Genomic DNA, 20,411 nt, shown 5'->3' with positions numbered 1-20,411 from the left:
TGCCAAAAGAAAGTAACTCGGCCGCTTGCGGACGAAAGCCTTTGATTGTCGCTTGTCGTCACTCGTTCGTTAACGACGGCAGCAGAGTTGCGTATCCGACTGTAGGAGCGGCGCAAGCCGCGACCGCGACAACGCAACTACGACGAAACCTTCGCGATCGCTGCGATGGCGCGGTCGCGGCTTGCGCCGCTCCTACAGGGGGCGTGCCGCGGGAAGGTCAACCTTTGTCGCGGTGGCGCGTGACGACAAGCAAACATCCAAAGCTTCCGTCCGCAAGCGGCCGGGTCACTTTCTTTGTCCAAAGCAACAAAGAAAGTAACCAAAGAAAGTGCTTTTCCCTGTTTCGAATCAAGAGCCACTAGGGCTCACAGCGGCGCGGGGCCGCGCCATAAGGGGCATCCTGCCCCATGGTGCGCGTGCGCATCCATGCGCACGCCCTCCGGGGCTGCGGAGCGTGTGCTTTGCGTGGGGTTGCGTCCAAGCGAACAGCAACGACAAAGGCAAAAGCAAAATGGATTCCGGCTTTCGCCGGAATGACGAGATGACGAGATGACGAGATGACGAGATGACGGAGTGCGGCGCTTGCGTCGCAACGGCGAGGTGCACGGCTTTCGCCGGCATGAGGGCGCGCTGCTCTTCCGGCGGAATGACGGAATGCAGATCCTTCGCCAGAACAACGCCGCAAGATGCGCTCGTCGCCCCTCCTTCGACACGAAACCCGGACAAAACTACGGCGCCGCGAGGCTGAAGCCCACCGTCGTGCGGCCGTCGCCGCTGGCCGCGAATACGCTGCCGCCGTGCAGGGACGCGATCGCCTTGACGATCGACAACCCCAGGCCGTGGTGCCGCTCGCCGCGGTGTTCGCGCGCTTCGTCGACGCGGTAGAAACGGTCGAACATCCGCGCCAGGTGCTGCGGTTCCACGCACTTGCCTTCGTTGCGCACCGCCACGCTGGCGCCGTTGCCGCAGTCGCCGGGGACGCCGTCGCCGCAGCGCACTTCCACCACGATCTCCGAGCCAGGCGTGGCGTGCTGGACGGCGTTGTGCAGCAGGTTGGTCATCGCCCGGCGGAACAGCGAGGTGTCGATCCAGGCCTCGGCGGCGCCGTCGATGCGCAGGCCCATGCCCGCTTCCTCCAGCAAGTATTCGAGGAATTCGCCGGTCTTGGCCACTTCCGCCGCCAGCGGCACGCAGACCCGGTCCAGGGCGATGTCGCCCTGGCCGGCGCGCGACAGGAACAGCATGTCGTTGACGATGCCGCGCATGCGTTCGAGTTCTTCCAGGTTCGAAGTCAGCACCTCGGTCAGCCGCTGCGCCTCGCGCGGGCGCTGCAGCGCGACCTGGGTCTGGCCCATCAGGTTGGTCAGCGGCGTGCGCAGTTCGTGGGCGACGTCGGCGTTGAACGCTTCCAGCCGGGTGTAGGCGGCTTCGAGCCGGTCGAGCGCGCCGTTGAACGCGCCGGCCACGCGGCCCAGTTCCGGCGGCAGGTCGGTCGGCTGCAGGCGCTGCGACAGGTTGCTCGGGCTCAGCCGCTGCGCCTCCGCCGACAGCCGCTGCAACGGGCGCAGGCCGACCTGGGCGATCCAGTGGCCAAGCAACGCCACCAGCGCGGCGCCGCCCAGGCCCAGCGCGACCAGGGCGAAGGCGAAGCTGCGCAGCGCGGCGCGGTAGGGCTGCGAGTCGATCGCGACCCAGACCTGCACCGACGGCCGTTCGCCCTTGGCCGGGATCGACTGCGCCAGCACCCGGTACGGCGCGTCGCTGTCGGCCAGCCACAGCCGGCCCATGCCGCGGTCGGCCGCGCCGCGCGCCGGCTCGACCGGCGGCGCGCCGGCGCCGATCCGGAACAAGGCGTTGTCGCTCCAGGCCCAGACCTTGGTGCTGCGGTCGCTCGACACCAGGCTGTCGACCTTGTCCTCGACCTTGTGCCAGCGCTCGCGCAGTTCGCAGGCGTTGACGCTGCCGGCGACGTAACGAAGCTTGGTTTCCAGCTCCGCATGCTGGTAGCGCACGATCTGGGTCTGCAGCACCTGGTACAGGGCGATGCCGACCAGGGCGAACACCAGCAGCGCGGCGCCGGCGAACATCGCCGCCAGGCGCCGGGCGATCGGCAGTTCGCGCCAGGGCGTCACGCCGGCGGCCTCGCGCCCGCCGCCGCGCCGTCCTCGTCCTCGCGCGTTTCCAGCACGTAGCCCATGCCGCGCACGGTGTGCAGCAGCTTGCTGCGGAACGGGCCGTCGATCTTCGCCCGCAGCCGCTTGATCGCCACTTCCACCACGTTGGTGTTGCTGTCGAAGTTGATGTCCCACACCTGCGCGGCGATCACCGTCTTCGACAGGATCTGGCCGCGGCGCTGGGCCAGCAGCGCCAGCAGGGCGAATTCCTTGCCGGTCAGGTCCAGGCGGTTGCCGTCGCGGAAGGCGCGGCGCGCGAGCAGGTTGATCTGCAGGTCGCCGATGCTCAGCTCGGTGGATTCCTGCTGGCGCCCGCGCCGCACCAGCGCCTGCAGCCGCGCCAGCAGTTCGATGAAGGAAAACGGCTTGACCAGATAGTCGTCGGCGCCCGCGCCCAGGCCGTGCACGCGGTCGTCGATGCGGTCGCGCGCGGTCAGCATGATCACCGGGGTCTGCTTGCGCAGGCGCAACTCGCGCAACACGCTGAAGCCGTCCAGGCCCGGCAGCATCACGTCGAGCACGATCACGTCGTAGTCGTGCTCGCGCGCCAGGTGCAGGCCGCTGTTGCCGTCGCGGGCCACGTCCACGCTCCAGCCCTGCTCGGCCAGGCCGTCGCGCAGGTAGTCGGCGGTCTTGGCTTCGTCCTCGACGATCAGCAACTTCATGGACGGTGCGGCTTCATGGGCGATGGGATGGACGGGGACCTGCGGGCATCCTAACCCCGTCCAGGCCGGCTCGCGCCCGCCTTGCCTGCGCGCCGCCGCGCGGGCGCAGGCAAGCCACAGGCGGGCCGGCCAGCGAAGAGGAAGGCGGCGCCCTTGGAGAAAAACGCCGCCCATGGCCCGCGAGGGGAGGACGCGGACCATGCGCAGACTGTAGGCGTCCGGCGCCTACGCCACGCTGTCGCCGCGCTGACAAATCCGTCAGCTGCCGGCGGGCGGGCGGCGCCGATGCGGCCGCGCGCTTTGCGACCGCAGTAGCGGCTGCGCATCGCGCCCGGGCGCGGCCGCGGTCGGCCGCGGCGGGCTGGGTTAGCATCCGGCCATGCTCCCGATCCCGTCCCCCGCCCGGTTCGACCGGCCCGCGCCGTTGCGGCCGCGTCCGGCGCGCGCGACCCCGGCGCCGGCGCCGGCACGCGCATGAGCGACGCCGCCGGCGCCAGCCAGCGCGCGCCCTGGCAGGTCGACGCCAGCTTGGTGGTCGACCCGGTGTTCGACGGCGACGGCCGCCTGCGCGCCTGGGCGCGGCTGCCCGACGCCACGTGGCGCGCGCTCGCGCCGGTGCTGGCCGGGCGCTACGACCGGATCGGATTCGGCTTCGGTTTCGGCATCCGGGTCGGCGCCGGCAGCGAGGATTTCCTGCGCAGCGGCATCGCCCGCACCCTGGAGCTGGACGCGGCCCGGGCGATGCCCGCGACCGAGATCGACGGCGAGGCCTACGACCTGCAGGTGTGCGACTTCACCGCCTACACCGCTTATCTGCTCGGCCGCACCGGCTTCAACCACTGGCACTCCACCGACCCGGAGCTGTGCGCGGACGAGCTGTGCTTCTTCCGCGACGGCCGGATCGAGCTGCTGGCGCAGCCGTGGAATTCGATGCTGCGCTTCTTCGGCGTCGAACACCGGCTGCTGCAGGACGTGCAAGCCGCGCACCCGCGCTTCGCCGCGGCGGTGTACGTGCGCGAAGGCGACCGCCTGCGCGGCGCTTGAGGCGCGGCTTGCGGCGTCAGCGCTTGGGCGCCGGCTTCGCCGGCGGCACCAGTTCGATCTGGAACAGGTTCGGCCACAGCTTGCCGGTGACGAACAAGCGGTCGCCCTTGGCGTCGTAAGCGATGCCGTTGAGCACGTCGCTGCCGCGCACGCTGGTGCCGTGCCCTTGCAGCAGCCCGGACAGGTCGATCCAGCCGCGCACGTGGCCGGTCTTGGGGTCGATGCGGGCGATCAGGTCGGTCTGCCAGACGTTGGCGTAGATCTCGCCCTTGACCCACTCCAGCTCGTTGAGCTGGTCGACCGCGCGGCCGTTGTCGGTGACCTGGATGCGCGCGCGCTCGCGCAGCGTGGCCGGGTCGAGCAGGCGCAGCTGCGCGCTGCCGTCGCTCATGTAGACGGTGTCGGCCGAACGGGTCAGGCCCCAGCCCTCGCCCTGGTAGGCGAAGGTGCCGGCCGGCGAGAAGTCGCCGCGGTTGAACACGTAGCCGCTGCCGTTGGTCCAGGTCAGCATCAGCAATTGCTCGCCGCGGTCGGTCAGGCCCTCGCCGAACACCTCGGCCGGCAGGTCGCGGCGCTGCAGCACCTGGCCGTTCTCCAGCTTGACCTTGCGCAGCGAGGAGCGGCCGTTGAGGCCGGTGCTCTCGTACAGGTGGCCGTCCTTCCAGATCAGGCCCTGGGTGAAGGCCAGCGAGTCGTGCGGGTAGCGCGCGACCACCTTGTAGGAATAGACCGGCGCATTCGTGCGCGGTGCGGCCGGGCTCGGCGCGCAGGCGGCGGCGAGGACGGCGCTGAGCGCGGCGACGGCGAGCGGACGCGGGGACAGGCGGCGCTGGGGCATGGGCGGGTTCCGGTGGCCAGGCGCTGAGGATAGCGCCTGCGCAGGCCGCGGGTTGGCACAGGCCGGCTGTCGTGGGGGGCTTGAGCCCCGACGCCTCGCGCTGCGGTCGCGGCGATCCGGCGCCAGAGCGTCGGGGCTCAAGCCCCTGCCACAACAGCCCCGGGCCGCGGCCCCCTTCACTCCCGTCGCACCTCCTGCGACCTGTCCCCGGGTAGAATCCGGGGCTCTGCCCCACCCGGTTGCCAGCTTCAAATGACAGATTCCGTACGTACGGCGTTCCACGGCTTCGAACAGATCCCGCTGCGCGAATACGCCGAACGCGCCTACCTGGACTACTCGATGTACGTGGTCCTGGACCGCGCCCTGCCGTTCCTGGGCGACGGCCTCAAGCCGGTCCAGCGCCGCATCATCTACGCCATGAGCGAGCTGGGCCTGAACGCCCAGTCCAAGCCGAAGAAGTCGGCGCGCACCGTCGGCGATGTGATCGGCAAATACCATCCGCACGGCGACAGCGCCTGCTACGAGGCGATGGTGTTGATGGCGCAGCCGTTCTCCTACCGCTATCCGCTGGTCGAAGGCCAGGGCAACTTCGGTTCCACCGACGATCCCAAGTCGTTCGCGGCGATGCGCTACACCGAGTCCAAGCTGACCCCGCTGGCCGAAGTGCTGCTGGGCGAGCTGGGCCAGGGCACGGTGGATTGGGACCCGAACTTCGACGGCACCCTGGAAGAACCCACCTGGATGCCGGCGCGGCTGCCGCACCTGCTGCTCAACGGCACCACCGGCATCGCCGTGGGCATGGCCACCGACGTGCCGCCGCACAACTTGAACGAAGTGGTCAGCGCCTGCGTGCGCCTGCTCGACGACCCGGACGCGACCACCCGCGACCTGTGCGAGCACGTGCTCGGCCCGGACTACCCGACCACCGCCGAGATCATCACCCCGCGCGCCGACCTGCTGCAGATGTACGAAACCGGCCTGGGCAGCGTGCGCGCCCGCGCCGTGTTCGAGAAGGACGGCGCCAACCTGGTCATCACCGCCCTGCCCTACCAGACCTCGCCGGGCAAGGTGATCGAGCAGATCGCGACCCAGATGCGGGCCAAGAAGCTGCCGTGGCTGGAAGACATCCGCGACGAGTCCGACCACGCCAATCCGACCCGGATCGTGCTGGTGCCGCGCTCCAACCGCGTCGATGCCGACCAGCTGATGGGGCATCTGTTCGCCACCACCGACCTGGAACGCAGCTTCCGCGTCAACTTCAACGTCATCGGCCTGGACGGCCGCCCGCAGGTCAAGGGCCTGCGCGCGTTCCTGAGCGAATGGCTGAGCTTCCGCGCCGACACCGTCACCCGCCGCCTGAACCACCGGCTGGAGAAGGTCGAGCGCCGCCTGCACCTGTTGCAGGGCTTGCTGGTCGCGTTCCTCAACCTCGACGAAGTCATCCGCATCATCCGCAGCGAGGACGAACCGCGTCCGGTGCTGATGAAGCGCTTCGACCTCACCGAAGAGCAGACCGACTACATCCTGGAAACCCGCCTGCGCCAGCTGGCGCGGCTGGAAGAGATGAAGATCCGCGGCGAGCAGGCCGAACTGGAGAAGGAGCGCGAGCAACTGATCGCCATCCTCGCCAGCAAGGCCAAGCTCAAGAAGCTGATCAAGGACGAACTGCTGGCCGACGCCAAGAAGTTCGGCGACGCCCGCCGTTCGCCGCTGGTCTCGCGCAACGCCGCCCAGGCGCTGTCGGAGACCGAACTGGTCGCCAGCGAACCGATGACCGTGGTGGTCAGCGAAAAGGGCTGGGTGCGCGCAGCCAAGGGCCACGAGATCGACGCGTCCACGCTCAGCTACCGCGACGGCGACGGCCTGCTCGCGGCGGTGCGCGGGCGCAGCACCCAGCAGGTCGCGTTCCTGGATTCGACCGGCCGCGCCTATTCGGCGCTGATCCACGGCCTGCCGTCGGCGCGCGGCAACGGCGAGCCGCTGACCGGGCGGTTCTCGCCGGCCGCGGGCGCTTCGTTCCAGGCGCTGGCCGCCGGCGACAACGACCACCGCTTCGTGCTCTCCAGTTCGCACGGCTACGGCTTCGTGACCCGCTTCGAGAACCTCACCGGCCGCAACAAGGCCGGCAAGGCGATGCTGTCGCTGACCCCGAACGCCAAGGTCCTGCAACCGGCGCAGATCGGCGACGTCGAACAAGACCGCGTGGTCGCGGTGACCAACGTCGGCCACCTGCTCGCGTTCCCGGTCGCCGAACTGCCGGAACTCGACAAGGGCAAGGGCAACAAGATCATCGACATCCCCAAGGCCAAGCTCGGCACCGAGCGCGTGGTCGCGGTGGCGGTGGTCGCGCCGGGACAGACGCTGAGCGTGAAGTCCGGCGCGCGCACGATGAGCCTGTCGTTCAAGGACCTCGATACGTACCTGGGCGCGCGCGCGACCCGCGGCGGGTTGTTGCCGCGCGGGTGGCAGAAGGTGGAAGGGTTGGCGGTCGAGTAAGGCCGCTGTCGCGAACCGTGCCCGGATTCGCCGGGCACGGAGTTTCCGAAGGATACGGGCCATGCTCGAACGCGAGCGTTTGATCGCCCTGATCGGCAAAATCGCCGACTGCGACGGCAGCGAAGCGGAAATCGACGAAGCGCTGGAACAACTGGATCGGCTGTCGCCGATGTCCGGCGCCAGCGACCTGATCTTCCATCACGATCCCGAACTGACGCCCGAACAGATCGCCGACCGGCTGTTGACTTACCGGCCCACGCCCCTGCATCGCGGCCCGATCGACCCGCAAGACCCTCATTACCTCGCCATCGTCGCGCATTACGGCGAGCGCACCGCTGCGCGCAGCGGCGTGAAGCTGATCCGGCATATCGACGAAGGGCTCGCGGTGCTGCTGGCCATCGGCGCGCCGCTGCGGGCGATGCAGGGCTATTGCCTGCACCCGTTGCTGCAAGACGACGCTTCGCTGAGCGACTCCTTGCTGCCTGATTCGACGCTGTACCGCTACGCTCCCGACCCAGGCGCGGTCGCGTTGGCGATGGAGTACCGCAGCGTCGCCAACGCCTATCTGTCCCAGCACTGCACCGGCCCCGACGACGATATCGCGCTCAGCCCGCTGACCGAAGTCAACCAGATGTTGATCGCCGACAAAGTCCAGAACCGCAAGGACTTCGAGCGCTATCACCTGGGCACGCATCCGCGTTCGGAGGTGTTGGCGCAGTACTTCGCCAACTGGTTGCGGGCGCTGGGCGTAGGCGAATCGCGCTATCGCTTGCTGTGCGAACAGCTGGCCCGGCACGACGGCCCAGCCGCAAGTTGCCTGGCGTAACGCCGCGGCACTGCTCAAACCGACTCGATCGCCAAGGAAGCCAACCAATGAGAAAGTACCTGGACGGCATTTTCGGCCTGCTTGCCTTGTGCGGCTTCGTAGCGAGCCTGACCGTGCATCTGCGCACGTTCTGGGGTTACACCCTCGACCTGCCCGGTGGCGAACATCTGCTGGCGCTCGCCCTGCCGTTGGTGTTCGCACCGCTTGTGTTGGATACCCGCAGCATCCCGCCAGAGCAGCGCAACATCGCCGGTCTGCCCGGAAAACTACCGCGATGGGCCATCGCGATGGTCGTCGCAGTGGCCGCATATGCTGCGCTCAACTTCATTTTGAACGTGCTGCACGACGGTTCGCCCGCTGTTTCCGACGGCAGGTACGTGTTACAGGAACACGGACGCGTGATCCGCGAGATCACCGCGCAGCAGTATCGCGAGGCGGTAGTGAGACAGGTCCGGGGATTCAGCGGACACATGCTGCCGTTCTATCTGCTGCCGGCGATCTGGTTCTTGTTCGCCAAGAAAGCGCAGCGCTCCGCTACCGGCTGAATGCGACGTTGTCCTATTGACAGCGCTCGCGTGCGGAAGCAGCCTGCACATGGAGCCTAGAAACTCCTCGCGTAACGGTAGCCACCCCCGAAAGATCCGGTGGTTTTTTTGCGCCTGCGTTTCGCAGGTGCGCTCGGCGTATGCGTCATGCGTCGGGAGGGCGGCTAATACAACACCCGCAAGGGGAATACGCCCGCCGCTTACGCGCGGTTTCTAGCCTCCCGACTTCCGCCTGCGAATCCGCGCAGGCGGCTGCATGACTCATGGAATGGAGCGCCGTTTATGCCACGCAAGCCCCCGTCCGCCTTCTGCGCGGACAGCGTTGTGCTGCCTCTGGATGCCTATCTCGAATTGCAGAAGTTTCACGACGAGTTGGTGGGCATCGCCGACACCATCGATCCTGCCACACACTCGCCCGGCGTTCGCAAGCCCGAACAGTCCCGGCGACGTGCGCTCGCGCGGGTGTTCCGTTTGTGGGCGCGGCAGATTGAGCGCAGTTTGGTTGCGTCCTGAGCGGCTCAACGTCGGCATGTTCCGTGCAGGCGATCCCACGCGCCACCGGCGTCTGCGCACCTGTCGATAGCGATCTGCTCGGCGACATAGGCCTTGCCCAAGGCAAGCGCGTAGGCAAGCAAGGCCAACGCCGCCGCGGTGCCCGCGACCGCGGCGACCACGATCAGGACGGACCTGATTTTCTTCGCGTTGCCCATCCGTTTCCCGATGGCCCGACGGCCTGCACGTCCGTAATCTTTACACCCCAAGCCACCGAACGCGCCAGAGCTTGCCGACTCTGGCGAGGCGGCCTTGCCCGCCCTGCCCGAACGACACCGCTGGCCCGAACCATCCCATTTCCGCCAGCCCGCGCAACCCGGCGCGGGCGTAGGCTCGTCTCACGCGCCGTCGGCGCGGCGCGGCGATCCCGCGCAGGATCATGGAGTGGAGATGGATATGAATCGCGAAAAAGCCGAACAGGTCGCGGCGCATCTCGCCGCGGGGATGCTGGCCAGCGGCCAGTACGCCATGAGCGAGGACACCGGCGGCGACGCCGAGTTCGTCGCGTCGTTGTACAACGCCATCGTCGACAAGCTGGTCGCCACGCGCGCGGGCGACGCCGGCGGTTGAGGCGCGACGCAGGGGCGCGGCGCTCGCCGCGCCTCGTGCCTATGTCGCGCCGCGTCGCGCGCCGCCTGCGGCGCGCGCGCGCATCGAACGGCGGCGGGCTGCCGGCCCGCCGCCGTTTTCGTTTCAAGCCAGCGGCAATGCGAGCACGGCCTCGGTGCTGAGAATCGCGCCGAAGGTGTCGTCGATGCTCGCCAGCGCGGCGCGGTGCAGCTGCGCGTGCGGCAGTACGCGGCCTTCGCCGGTGTCGAGGTCGCGGGTGGCGCAGGCGTCGCCGGCGACGATCACTTCGTAGCCCAGCGGCACCGCGTCGCGCGCGGCGCCGGCGACGCAGGCGTGGGTCATCAGGCCGGCGATCAGCAGGCTCTGCACGCCGTCTCGCTGCAGTTGCCGATGCAGGTCGGTGCTCGCGAACACGCTCACCGAACTCTTGCGCACCACGCGGTGATGCGCCGCGGGCTGCAGGTCGGCGTGGAAACGCACGCCGGCGCCGTCCTCGGCGAAGATCGGCGTGCCGGGCGGGGTTACGTGCTGGACGTGGTAGACGGCGATGCCGTCGGCGTCGGCGCGGTCGATCAGGCGGCGCGCGTTGGCCAGCGCCTGCGCGCCGTCGGGGATCGGCATGCGGCCGCTGAAGTATTCGTCCTGGAAATCGATGACCAGCAGCGCGGTCTTGCCGGCGGGCAGCGATTGCGGCGCGACCGCGCCGGCGATGGTGCGGATGGTGGGATGGTTCATGGCGGGCTCCGTGGTGGGCGATGGGCACGCCGCGCCCGTCCGGCGGCGATGCGCCGTCGGTGATCGCGACAAAGGGGGTGTTGCGGCGCTCGTCCGCATGCGCTCGATGGCGGCCGCGGCGGCTGCAGCGAACTCTAGATGCCGCGCCGCAGGGCGGCAATTAAGCCGAATGCTGGAGGCTTAAACGATCGTCCACGCCGGCGCTGCCGCGACGCATGGCGCAGGCTCGCGTCGCCGGCGACGCTTCACATCGCCTCGCCGTCGCGCCGCCGCGCCGCGCCGGGCGTTTCGCCGGCGATCGAGCGGAACGCCAGGTGCATGCCGACCACGCTCGCGTAGCCGACCTGTTGCGCGACCGCCTCCTGCGGCAATTCGGTCGTGCGCAGCAGCCGCCGCGCCTCGGCCACGCGGATGCGCGCCAGGTGCCGCGCCGGCGGCTCGCCGACCAGCGCGTTGAAGCGCGCCGACAACGCCGACTTCGACAGGCCGGCGTGCGCGGCCAGTTCCTCCAGCGAGCATTTCTCGCCGAAGTGGGTGTACATGTAGTACAGGCAGCGGGCGATGCGCGGGTCGCGCAAGGCGGTATCGGCCTGCCCGTCGCCCGCGCGCACGGCGCCGGCGACCGCCAGTTCCAGGGCCAATGCGTAGATCAGCTCCAGCGCGCGCAGCAGCACCGGGTTGCGCAATGCGGTGGCGCGCTCGAGTTCGCGGCTCAGGCCGTGCAGCGCGTAGCTCAGCATCGGCTCGCCGGCGATCGCCGCGGCCGGCGCGATCATCACCGGCGCGAACAGCCGGCACAGCGGCATCGCGCTGGTCGCGTCGTAGTGCAGGCCGGCGCAGAGCGTGCGCGATGCGGCATCGCCCGGCGCGCTGCCCGCAGCGCCGCGCAGCAGCGCGGCCGGCAGTTCTGCGTCGACCTCGGCTGCCGCCCTGCGCTCGGCGACGCTGTGCGGCAACAGCGCGAGGTCGCCCTGCTCCAGCATCCACGTCCGGCCGCGGTCGGCGAGCTCGACCCGCCCGTGGGCGGCGTACATGAACAAGGCGTTGGCCGAATCCGCACCGCCCTCGCGCCAACGCTGCGGCCGACCGGTTTCGCAGACGAAGCGCGCCTCCAGCCGGACCCGGGTCAGCAAGGCGATCAGCAGGTCGGCTTGTTGCAGCATGCGAAGGGCTCGGCGGGCGCACAGGATGGAGGGCGCCGACGATAAGCCAGCCGCGGCGCCCTTGTCAGGGCTGCGACGCGCAACGGCCCGGCGCGGCAACATCGCGGGCGCGCGAACGCACGCGCTTGGCCTGTGCGATCGTCGCGAGCAAGCGGCCCGCCAGGCTGCGCCTGGCGAAGGAACGGCCGACCAAACCCGCGCGGACGCGGCGGCGGCCGCGTCCGCGCGGCACGCCGCTCACGGCGCGCCGGGTGCGCTCAGTACGAGCCCGCCGGCCGCGGACGCGGCTCGAACATCGGCACGGTCGCGCCCGTGACCGGGCTGCCGTCGGCCTTCCACACCAGGGTCTCGGCCGGGAACTCTTCCTTGCGGGTCATCGCGTCGACCTGCTTGGCGATCAACTGCGCCGCGCCGGGGGCCTCGGGATTCCAGGCGAATACGCCGGCCTGGCCGTACCACACCGCCGGAGTGGCGGCGTCGAGGCGGCGGTCGGGGCACATGGTGTAGTTGCGCTGGGCCAGCACTCGCAGCGCGCCGACCGCAACCGCGCGCACGCCGGGCGTGGTGCGCTCCTTGGAATGGCCGGGGCACAGGCGCGCGGACTCGGCGATGGCCGATTCGTAGACCTGGGCGTCGCTCTGGGCCTGGGCGGCGCCGGACAGGAGCAGCGCGGCGGCGACGGCGAGGCAGCGGGGGTATGCGGAACGGTGCGGCATGGCGATGACTCCTTGTTCGACGGCTGCGAGGGAGCGTCGGGGGACGCCCGCGGGGCATGGCCCGGCGCGGATCCGTTCCGCGCCGCGATGGGCCGCCGGCAGGATAGCCAATGCGTCTGCGGGGAATGTGAGGACGAAGTTAGCCCGGCGCGGGGCCGGCATCCTCCACGCATGCACAGCGCGCTCGCTGCCGGTAGCGGCGACGGTCGCCGCCGTCGCGCCGTGGCGAGCGCCTGCGCTGCGGCAAAAAAGGCGGAAGGAGCATTCGCTCCTCCCGCCGTGGTCGTCGAGCCGCACGGATGCCGATGCGGCGTGCCCGGCCAGCGGGCGCGCCCCTCAGCGGCCGGCGTCGTTGCTTCCGGTCGACTGCGTCGCCGCCTGCGCCACCGCTGCGTCGCCGTCCGCGGCCGCGGCAGCGGCCGCGCCGACGCGCACGCTGCCCGGCGAGTACGACAGCAACAGGCCGAAGCTGGTGCCGGCATCCAGGCCGCTGGCGTGCTGGCGACGCAGCAGCAGCGACAGGCGCCAGCGCTGCGCCAGTTCCATGTCCAGGCCCGCGCCGTAGCTCAGCGCGTTGTCGCCGTAGCTGCGCAGCCGCAGCAGGTAGTCGCTGGCGGCCGGCAGGATCACGTAGTTCAAGCGCACGTCGCTGCGGTCCTCCAGCGCTTGCCGGTACTCGATCGTCCAGTACGGGCGGAACACGTTGCCGCGCGTGGTCAGGATCGGGAAGCTGCCTTCCAGGCCGAGCGCGGCGCCGCTGTTTTCCACGGTCTGCGAACCGTAGTTCAGGTCGTAGATGCCCAGCCCGGTTTCGCGGTAGCCGTCGAGCTTGGTGCGGCTGCCGTCGAGGCGGCCGTAACCGGTCAGCAGCAGGCCACTGGCGCTGCCGTGCTCGTAGCCGGCGGTGAGCGAACCGAACACCTGGTCGCCTTCGCGATCGGCGGTGGCGATGGCGCCGGCGGTGGCGCTGTAGCGGCGGATGTCGTAGTCCAGCCGGCCCCAGCCGAGGGTGCCGTCGACGAACCAGCGCTCGCTCGGGCGCCACAGGCCGTACAGCGACAACGCGCGCTGGCGGGCTTCGAGCTTGGAGCGGCCGTCGTCGAGGTCGGTGTCGTTCCAGCCGTAGCCGCCGGCCACGCCGAGCAGGAAGCGCTCGCCGATGCGCCAGTCGGCGCCGACGGTGATGCCGTCGCTCTGGAAGTCGAAGCCGTCGCTGCGCGCGTTGCGGTCGCGCTGGCCGTTGCTGACGGTGCCGGCCGTCCACAGGCCCCAGCCTTGCGGCAGGCGCGAGCCGTCGATCTGCGCGATCTGCTCGCCGCTCAGCGACATGCCGCCGCCGGCGCGGGTGTTGTAGCTCAGCGCGATGCCGTTGCTGGTGCGGTTGGCGCCGGCATAGCGCTGCTGGCGCAGGCGGTCGTTGATGTTGGACTGCTGCGCCGTGGCGAAGCGGACCGCGGCGTCGGTCTGCGCCTGCAGGCCGCCGACCACGCTGGGATCGCGGGTCGGGTCGGGCCGGCCGGACACGGTCAACACCAGGCTGATGCTGCCTTGCAGATAGTTCGGCGTCGCCGCCTGGGTCGCGGTGAGCGTCGCCACGCCGGCGCCGACGATGGTCACGCGGCGGCCGCTGACGGTCGCCACCGCGGCGTTGTCGCTGGCGAAGGTGAAGGCGCCGGCGCTGTTGCTGCTCGGGTTCGGCAGGTCGAACGCAGCTTCGCCGTAGGTCTTGGCGATATCGCCGATCCAGCTCAATTGCGGGGTGGCGCCGCCGATCAGCACCTGCAGCGCGACTTGCGGCGCGGCGGTGTAGTTGGCGTTGCCGGCCTGGTCGGCAGTCAGCGCGCAGTTGCCCGCGGCGAGCATGGTCACGGTGCTGCCGCTGACCGTGCACACCGCCGGCGACGCGCTGGCGAACACGACCGGGTTGCCCGAGGGGCCGCCGGCCGCCGACACGCTGAAGCTGCCGCCCGGCGTGTACACCGGCGCGGCCGGGTTGGCGGCGAAGCCGGTGATGGTCTGCGCCGCGGCGCCGATGGTCACGTCCAGCGTCGCTTGCGGCGCCGCGCTGTAGTTGGCGTCGGCGGCCTGGTTCGCGGTCAGCGAACACTGGCCGGCGCTGAGCATGGTCACGCTGCTGCCGCTGACCGTACACACCGCGGCCGTGGCGCTGGCGAACACCACCGGGCTGGTCGAAGCGCCCGGCGAGGCCGACACGCTGAAGCTGCCGCCGGCGGCGAACACCGGCGCGGCCGGATTCGCGGCGAAGCCGCTGATGGCCTGCGCGGCCAGGGCGATGGTCACATCCAGCGTCACCTGCGGCGAAGCGCTGTAGTTGGCGTCGGCGGCCTGGTTCGCGGTCAGCGAACAGGTGCCCGCGGCGAGCGTGGTCACCGCGCTGCCGGCGACGCTGCACACCGCCGGGCTGGCGCTGGCGAACACCACCGGGCTGGTCGACAGGCCCGGCGTGGCCGAGACGGCGAAGCTGCCGCCCGGCGCGTACACCGGCGAGCCCGGGTTGGCGGCGAAGTTGCTGATCGACTGCGTCGCCGCGCCGATGCCGACGGTGAAGCTCGCTTGCGGCGCGGCGGAGTAGTTGGCGTTGCCGGCCTGGTCGGCGCTCAGCGCGCAGGTGCCGGCGGCGACGATCGTCGCGGTGTTGCCGCTGATCGTGCACACGCCGGTGCTGGTGCTGGCGAAGGTGACCGGATTGCCGGATGCGCCGCCGGTCGCGGACACGGTGAAGCTGCCGCCCGGGGCGTACACCGGCGCGGCCGGATTCGAGGCGAAGCCGCTGATGGTCTGCGCGGCCTGGCCGATGGCGACGGCCAGCGAGGCCTGCGGCGCGGCGCTGTAGTTGGCGTTGCCGGCCTGGTTGGCGGTCAGCGAACACGCGCCCGCGGCGACGGTGGTGACGGTGCTGCCGGCGACGGTGCACACCGCCGGGCTGGCGCTGGCGAACACGACCGGATTGCCGGACGCGCCGCCGGTTGCGGACACGCTGAACGTACCGCCCGGCGCATAGGTCGGCGCGGCCGGATTCGCGGCGAACGCCGTGATCGTCTGGCCGGCCTGCGCGATCGCCAGGGTGTAGGCGCGGGTGCCGCTGAAGCCGTTGCTGGCGGTCGCCTGCACGGTGAAGTTGAACGAGCCCGCGGCGGTCGGCGTGCCCGACAGCACGCCCGCGCTCGACAAGGCCAGGCCGGGCGGCAAGGCGCCGGCGCTGGTCGCGAACGTGTACGGCGCGTTGCCGCCGTTGGCGCTGGTGGCGGACAGCGTTTGCGAATACGGCGCGCTGAGCGCGCCGGCCGGCAACGTCGCCGGCGCCACCGTGACCGTCACGGTGGTGCAGACGAGCGCGATGTTGGTGACGTTCGCGGCGATCGCCGCGCCGCTGGCCGGGGCCGCCGTACAGATCTGTCCGGCCGGCGAGCTGAGCACGCTGAGGTTCCAGTTGGCGCCCTGCGGCAAGCGGGTCGGGAAGACGAAGCTGGTCGCGGCCTGGGCCACGACCACCTGCTGGCTGCCGGCCGGGTTGGTCGAGGCCAGTTGCAGGGTGACCGGGCCGGTCTGGCTGCCCGCGGTGCCGCCGACCGAGAAGGTCGGCGACGCGAAGCAGATCAGCGCCGCGCCGTTGCCGGCCTGCACGCCGTTGTTGATCGTGACCGCGTTCAGGCCGATCGCGGCCGAGCTGCCGCCCGCACCGCCGCCGCCGCCGCCGTTCCAGTTCTGCTGGCACGCGGTGGTGCCCACGCCCGCGCCGCCGCCGCCCGCGCCGACCGTGGCGCCGCCGCCGCCGCCGCCGCCGAAACCGGCGCCGCTGAAGGAACCGGAGAAGTTGAACGAGTCGCCGCCGTTGCCGTTGGCGGCGTTGCCGACCGTGGCCGGGTAGTTGTTGCAACCGGGGCCTGCGGTGCCGCCGGTGCCGACCGCACCGCCGCCGCCGCCGAACGGGCCGGGGCCGCCGGGCACGGTCGCGCCACTGCCGCCGGTGCCGCCGCCGCCGACGCCGCCGGCGCCGCCGGCAATGACGTTGGCGGTGCTCCAGCCGGCGTTGCCGCCGCCGCCGCCGCCGCCGGCGATGGCGACGCGGTTGCCGATGCCGTTGCCGTTGGTGCGCAGGTCGGTGGCGCCGCCGCCGATGCCGTCGACGCCCTGGCCGATGCCGCCGGGATTGACCGCCTGCGAGGCCTGCCCGCCGACCCAGATCGACAAGGTCTGGCCGGGGGTCACCGCCAGGGTGCCGCGCACCCGGCCGCCGAGGCCGCCGGTGCCGCCAGGCGAATTGGGACTGCCGCCGATGGTGCCGGCGCCGCCGCGCCCGGCCCCGCCCTGGGCGCCGCTGAGGTAGACGGTGAGCGATTGCACGCCGGCCGGCACCGTCGCGGTCTGCTCGCCGCCGGTGAAGCCGAACGCCGCCGGGGTCTCGCCGACCGCGCAGCTTTGCGCCTGCGCCGCGCCGGCCAGGCCCAGGCCCGGCAACAGCAGCCACCCCGCCCACCACGCCGCGCCGCGGCGGCCCTCGCGCACCTGCAAGCCCGCACTCGCGGGCGCCAGCGCGCCTGAGCGCACCGCCCTTCTCATCGAACCGATCATGGTTGTCCCCCGACGCAGCGCCCCCAGGCGCTGCGGCCATCCCGTAACCCCTGGCGACGCCGAGCTGCGGCGCGCCCCAAATGCGTGCCGGGCGCGACCGCCCGGCCTGCTACCGTCCACGACCGTCCCCCTTCGGCTCGGTCGTCCGGACGTCTTGCCGCCTGGAAATCCAGACGTATCTCCCCTGTAACGCAGATCGAATGCGATTCAGGTCACTAATTTGCGGTCTTTACACGCAATTTTGTATGTGAACAAATTCAGGATCGGCCTGCACAGGCCTGCCGCGAAGGCAGCCAGGCCCCGCCCCCGCTTGGCCGCAGCGGCCGCCGCGGCTGACCGCGAATCGCCCCGTGGCTACAATGGGCGGATGCCGCGGTGTCGCCTCCCGGCACGGACGGGACCGCCCCCGGAACCGCCCGGCCCGGAGAACCCGCATAAGCCATTGATTTCAAAGCCGGCCCCGTAGCTCAGCTGGATAGAGCATCCCCCTCCTAAGGGGAAGGTCACACGTTCGAATCGTGTCGGGGTCGCCACCTTCCGGCGCCGCGCGCCGCCGCCAGGCCGACGCGCCGCCCACCCAGTTCAATCCGCTCGCCACGCCCCCCGGCGTGCCACCACATGGAGCTTTCGGTATGACCCACCCCGTTCTCGCCGCCCTGGGACTCAAAGACAACGAGTCCGGCACCTACCTCGGCCACGGCGAATGGTCCAAGACCGCCGACGCCGGCGTGCTGGAGCCCGTCAATCCCACCGACGGCGAAGTGCTGGCGCGCGTGCAGGCGTCCTCGCAGAGCGACTACGACACCATCGTCGAACGCGCCCAGGCCGCCTTCGCGGTGTGGCGCACCACCCCGGCGCCGCGCCGCGGCGAGGCGATCCGCCTGTGCAGCGACGCGCTGCGCAAGCACAAGGACGCGCTGGGTTCGCTGGTCGCGCTGGAGATGGGCAAGTCCAAGCCCGAGGGCGACGGCGAAGTGCAGGAAATGATCGACATCGGCGATTTCGCCGTCGGCCTGTCGCGCCAGCTGTACGGCCTGACCATGCACTCCGAGCGTCCCGGCCACCGCATGTACGAGCAGTGGCATCCGCTCGGCCTCGTCGGCGTGATCTCGGCGTTCAATTTCCCGGTCGCGGTGTGGGCCTGGAACAGCTTCATCGCGGCGATCTGCGGCGACATCACCATCTGGAAGCCCTCGCCCAAGACCCCGCTGTCGGCGATCGCGTCGATGAAGGTCTGCAACGAGGCGCTGCGCGCCGGCGGCTTCCCCGACCTGTTCTTCCTGTTCAACGACGCCGGCACCGAGCTGGCTTCGAACTTCGTCGACGACAAGCGCATCGGCCTGGTCAGCTTCACCGGCTCGACCAAGGTCGGCCGCCAGGTCGGCGAGCGCGTCGCCCGCCGCATGGGCCGTTCGCTGCTGGAACTGGGCGGCAACAACGCGATCATCGTCGACGCCAGCGCCGACCTGAAGCTGGCGATCCCGGCGATCGCGTTCGGCGCGGTCGGCACCGCCGGCCAGCGCTGCACCACCACCCGCCGCCTGTTCGTGCACGAGTCGATCCATGACGACGTGCTGGCCAAGCTGATCGCCGCGTACAAGCAGGTCGAGAAGAAGATCGGCGACCCGACCGACCCGTCCAATCTGATGGGCCCGCTCAACAGCCAGGACGGCGTGCAGGCCTACCTCGACGCGATCGCCAAGGCCAAGGCCAGCGGCGGCAAGGTCGAGACCGGCGGCGAGCGCATCGATCGCAAGGGCAACTTCGTGCTGCCGGCCATCGTCACCGGCCTGACCAACGACGCCGAAGTGGTGCAGACCGAAACCTTCGCGCCGATCCTGTACGTGATGAAGTTCAGCAAGCTCGAAGACGCCATCGCGCTGCAGAACGACGTGCCGCAGGGCCTGTCCTCGTCGATCTTCACCGCCAACCTCAAGGCCGCCGAAGCGTTCCTGTCGGCGGCGGGTTCGGATTGCGGCATCGCCAACGTCAATATCGGCACCTCCGGCGCCGAGATCGGCGGCGCGTTCGGCGGCGAGAAGGAAACCGGCGGCGGCCGCGAGTCGGGTTCCGACGCGTGGCGCGCCTACATGCGCCGCCAGACCAACACGATCAACTACTCCGACGCGTTGCCGCTGGCCCAGGGCATCAAGTTCGACCTGTAAGCACGACGCGGCGGACGATGAACGCCTTCGATCCGCCGCAAAGTCCGCTGCCGCCGGGGTTTCCCCTGGCGGCGGTGGATTCCTGCGGACGCCCTGTTGTCCCAGGCAGCCGCGTGCGGATACCGGCGATGCCGAAGCGATTGATCCACGATCTTCCCGAGGAAGACATCGCCCGGCTGCGCGCTGTCGAAGGCCGAGTGCGTCCAGTACTGGAAATCGATGGCTTCGGCTATCTGTGGTTCGGCGAAGACGGTCCGTGGTTTTGCCTGATGCCAACCGAGGTAACGCTCGAAAGCGAATCCAGCCGAGCGGGCGAAGATACGGGCAATTGATCCAACACGGTTTCGAGCGCTCGCTACCCGACCGATGGATTTCACATGGATGCGCACGCCATCGGTGAGGGAACATGAAGATCGGCGTCCCTGAAAGCAACCCGTCGATGCCGCAGCGCGAGGACGCGCTGTTCTTGATCGAAGGCGTATTGGATCGATTGTCGGTCGAAGCCGAACCGGATCGGCTGTTGTCGCGAATCGCGCATCGAACCAGCAACCACGGCACAGACGGTCCAATCGACGGCGCCCTCGCGCAAGCCGCGAGCGACATCGAACGCACGCTGTATTTCGTCGAAGACACGCAGTACTTCGCCGGCCTGATCGACGGCCGGCCGGTGTGCGGCGAATTCGCCGGCGCCGACAAGCTCAAACCGGGCCATCGTGTGAAAGCCACGGTGTCGCGCAGCGGAAACGCGCTGCGTGCGTACGCGATACTCGACCCGCAGCAAGGCTGGCTGTGGAGCCGCCATCCGCGCGGCAGCGCCGCCGACGCGAAAGCCGAGCGGAAACTCGCGCTATGGCTGTTTTGTTGCTGCTACTTCGGCATGGCTTCGCTGTTCGGGCTGGCGTCCTGGTGGTCGGGCCCGGGGCAGTACGGTTGGGTGGAAGTCCAGTCGTGGATTCTGCTCGGCAACGCCATCGTCTTCGGTGCCATGGCCTTATCGGCCAACTACAGAAGGGATCGCCCCGCGCAGTCCCAGAATTGGACGCTCGGCCTGCTCGGCTTCGCCGATCCACGGCGGATCGATCTGACCTCTTACCGAATTCAAGACGTGGCGATGCGCAAGCACCTCGCCTTCATCCATGCCAACAAGCAGGCGCTGCGATCCGGAAGGATGCCGCCGATCGACTCGGCGCAGTTGCTGCGCGAATCCAGCGACCGCCATCGCGATGTATACGACTACCGGCAGGCGATCGCCGACGGCAAGGCAACGGTAAGACGCTGAGTCCGGCGCCGCGGCCGTTGGCTCAGGCGTGTCGCCGCGCGACGCGCGGT

At 70.2% G+C, this 20,411-nt stretch carries 17 protein-coding genes and 1 tRNA gene; 10 read left to right on the top strand and 8 right to left on the bottom strand.

Features of this window, described 5'->3' with window-relative positions; all coding sequences use genetic code 11:
- Positions 1-728 precede the first annotated feature (728 nt).
- Positions 729-2,132, bottom strand: coding sequence for a heavy metal sensor histidine kinase (locus BLV01_RS07050; protein WP_254782534.1), 1,404 nt, complete (start codon positions 2,130-2,132; stop codon positions 729-731).
- The gene (locus BLV01_RS07045; protein WP_091795852.1) at positions 2,129-2,839 is read right to left on the bottom strand and encodes a heavy metal response regulator transcription factor; all 711 of its coding nucleotides are present in this window, start codon (positions 2,837-2,839) and stop codon (positions 2,129-2,131) included. The genes BLV01_RS07050 and BLV01_RS07045 overlap by 4 nt, the downstream gene beginning before the upstream one ends.
- Positions 2,840-3,313: 474 nt before the next feature.
- On the opposite strand from BLV01_RS07045, the gene BLV01_RS07040 reads away from it, so the two are divergent.
- Positions 3,314-3,883, top strand: a complete 570-nt coding sequence (locus BLV01_RS07040) for a hypothetical protein (RefSeq protein ID WP_091795850.1) — start codon at positions 3,314-3,316, stop codon at positions 3,881-3,883.
- Between the two features lie 16 nt (positions 3,884-3,899).
- Here BLV01_RS07040 and BLV01_RS07035 read toward each other — a convergent pair whose 3' ends face one another.
- On the bottom strand, positions 3,900-4,721 hold the full coding sequence (locus BLV01_RS07035; protein ID WP_091795848.1) for a glutaminyl-peptide cyclotransferase: 822 nt from the start codon (positions 4,719-4,721) through the stop codon (positions 3,900-3,902).
- Positions 4,722-4,973: 252 nt separating this feature from the next.
- Here BLV01_RS07035 and parC point away from each other — a divergent pair, with 252 nt between their 5' ends.
- From parC to BLV01_RS07015, 4 genes are all read left to right on the top strand, one after another.
- Positions 4,974-7,217: a DNA topoisomerase IV subunit A gene (gene parC / locus BLV01_RS07030; RefSeq protein ID WP_091795846.1), complete on the top strand. Its 2,244-nt coding sequence runs from the start codon at positions 4,974-4,976 to the stop codon at positions 7,215-7,217.
- A 61-nt stretch (positions 7,218-7,278) separates the two neighbouring features.
- Positions 7,279-8,043 (top strand): hypothetical protein, encoded by a 765-nt coding sequence (locus BLV01_RS07025; protein WP_091795844.1) that lies wholly within the window; start codon positions 7,279-7,281, stop codon positions 8,041-8,043.
- 47 nt (positions 8,044-8,090) lie between these two features.
- The gene (locus BLV01_RS07020) at positions 8,091-8,588 is read left to right on the top strand and encodes a hypothetical protein (RefSeq protein WP_091795842.1); all 498 of its coding nucleotides are present in this window, start codon (positions 8,091-8,093) and stop codon (positions 8,586-8,588) included.
- A 282-nt stretch (positions 8,589-8,870) separates the two neighbouring features.
- On the top strand, positions 8,871-9,101 hold the full coding sequence (locus tag BLV01_RS07015) for an XAC0095 family protein (RefSeq protein WP_091795840.1): 231 nt from the start codon (positions 8,871-8,873) through the stop codon (positions 9,099-9,101).
- Positions 9,102-9,106: 5 nt separating this feature from the next.
- On the opposite strand, the gene BLV01_RS07010 is transcribed toward BLV01_RS07015, so the two are convergent.
- Positions 9,107-9,298, bottom strand: coding sequence for a hypothetical protein (locus BLV01_RS07010; protein WP_091795838.1), 192 nt, complete (start codon positions 9,296-9,298; stop codon positions 9,107-9,109).
- A gap of 238 nt (positions 9,299-9,536) precedes the next feature.
- Between BLV01_RS07010 and BLV01_RS26180 the strand changes: the two genes are divergently transcribed.
- Positions 9,537-9,710 carry a hypothetical protein gene (locus BLV01_RS26180; RefSeq protein WP_175485806.1) on the top strand — a complete coding sequence of 58 codons (174 nt, stop codon included), beginning with the start codon at positions 9,537-9,539 and terminating at the stop codon, positions 9,708-9,710.
- Positions 9,711-9,833: 123 nt separating this feature from the next.
- Here BLV01_RS26180 and BLV01_RS07005 read toward each other — a convergent pair whose 3' ends face one another.
- From BLV01_RS07005 to BLV01_RS26175, 4 genes are all read right to left on the bottom strand, one after another.
- Positions 9,834-10,445, bottom strand: a complete 612-nt coding sequence (locus tag BLV01_RS07005; RefSeq protein ID WP_091795836.1) for an isochorismatase family protein — start codon at positions 10,443-10,445, stop codon at positions 9,834-9,836.
- 245 nt (positions 10,446-10,690) lie between these two features.
- Complete coding sequence (locus BLV01_RS07000; protein WP_175485805.1) at positions 10,691-11,608, bottom strand: helix-turn-helix domain-containing protein; 918 nt, start codon at positions 11,606-11,608, stop codon at positions 10,691-10,693.
- A gap of 257 nt (positions 11,609-11,865) precedes the next feature.
- Positions 11,866-12,324: a hypothetical protein gene (locus BLV01_RS06995; RefSeq protein WP_091795832.1), complete on the bottom strand. Its 459-nt coding sequence runs from the start codon at positions 12,322-12,324 to the stop codon at positions 11,866-11,868.
- A 336-nt stretch (positions 12,325-12,660) separates the two neighbouring features.
- Positions 12,661-16,905 (bottom strand): autotransporter domain-containing protein, encoded by a 4,245-nt coding sequence (locus BLV01_RS26175; protein ID WP_175485804.1) that lies wholly within the window; start codon positions 16,903-16,905, stop codon positions 12,661-12,663.
- Between the two features lie 468 nt (positions 16,906-17,373).
- On the opposite strand from BLV01_RS26175, the gene BLV01_RS06980 reads away from it, so the two are divergent.
- From BLV01_RS06980 to BLV01_RS06970, 4 genes are all read left to right on the top strand, one after another.
- A tRNA-Arg gene (locus BLV01_RS06980) sits at positions 17,374-17,450 on the top strand.
- A 99-nt stretch (positions 17,451-17,549) separates the two neighbouring features.
- On the top strand, positions 17,550-19,082 hold the full coding sequence (locus BLV01_RS06975) for an L-piperidine-6-carboxylate dehydrogenase (RefSeq protein ID WP_091795827.1): 1,533 nt from the start codon (positions 17,550-17,552) through the stop codon (positions 19,080-19,082).
- Positions 19,083-19,099: 17 nt separating this feature from the next.
- Positions 19,100-19,414: a hypothetical protein gene (locus tag BLV01_RS25255; RefSeq protein ID WP_139178537.1), complete on the top strand. Its 315-nt coding sequence runs from the start codon at positions 19,100-19,102 to the stop codon at positions 19,412-19,414.
- A 74-nt stretch (positions 19,415-19,488) separates the two neighbouring features.
- Positions 19,489-20,361 (top strand): hypothetical protein, encoded by an 873-nt coding sequence (locus BLV01_RS06970; protein WP_091795824.1) that lies wholly within the window; start codon positions 19,489-19,491, stop codon positions 20,359-20,361.
- The last annotated feature ends 50 nt before the right edge of the window (positions 20,362-20,411 follow it).

The sequence above is a fragment of the Lysobacter sp. yr284 genome, assembly GCF_900107375.1.
Lineage (GTDB): Bacteria > Pseudomonadota > Gammaproteobacteria > Xanthomonadales > Xanthomonadaceae > Lysobacter.
This window is presented reverse-complemented; position numbering and strand designations above follow the sequence as displayed.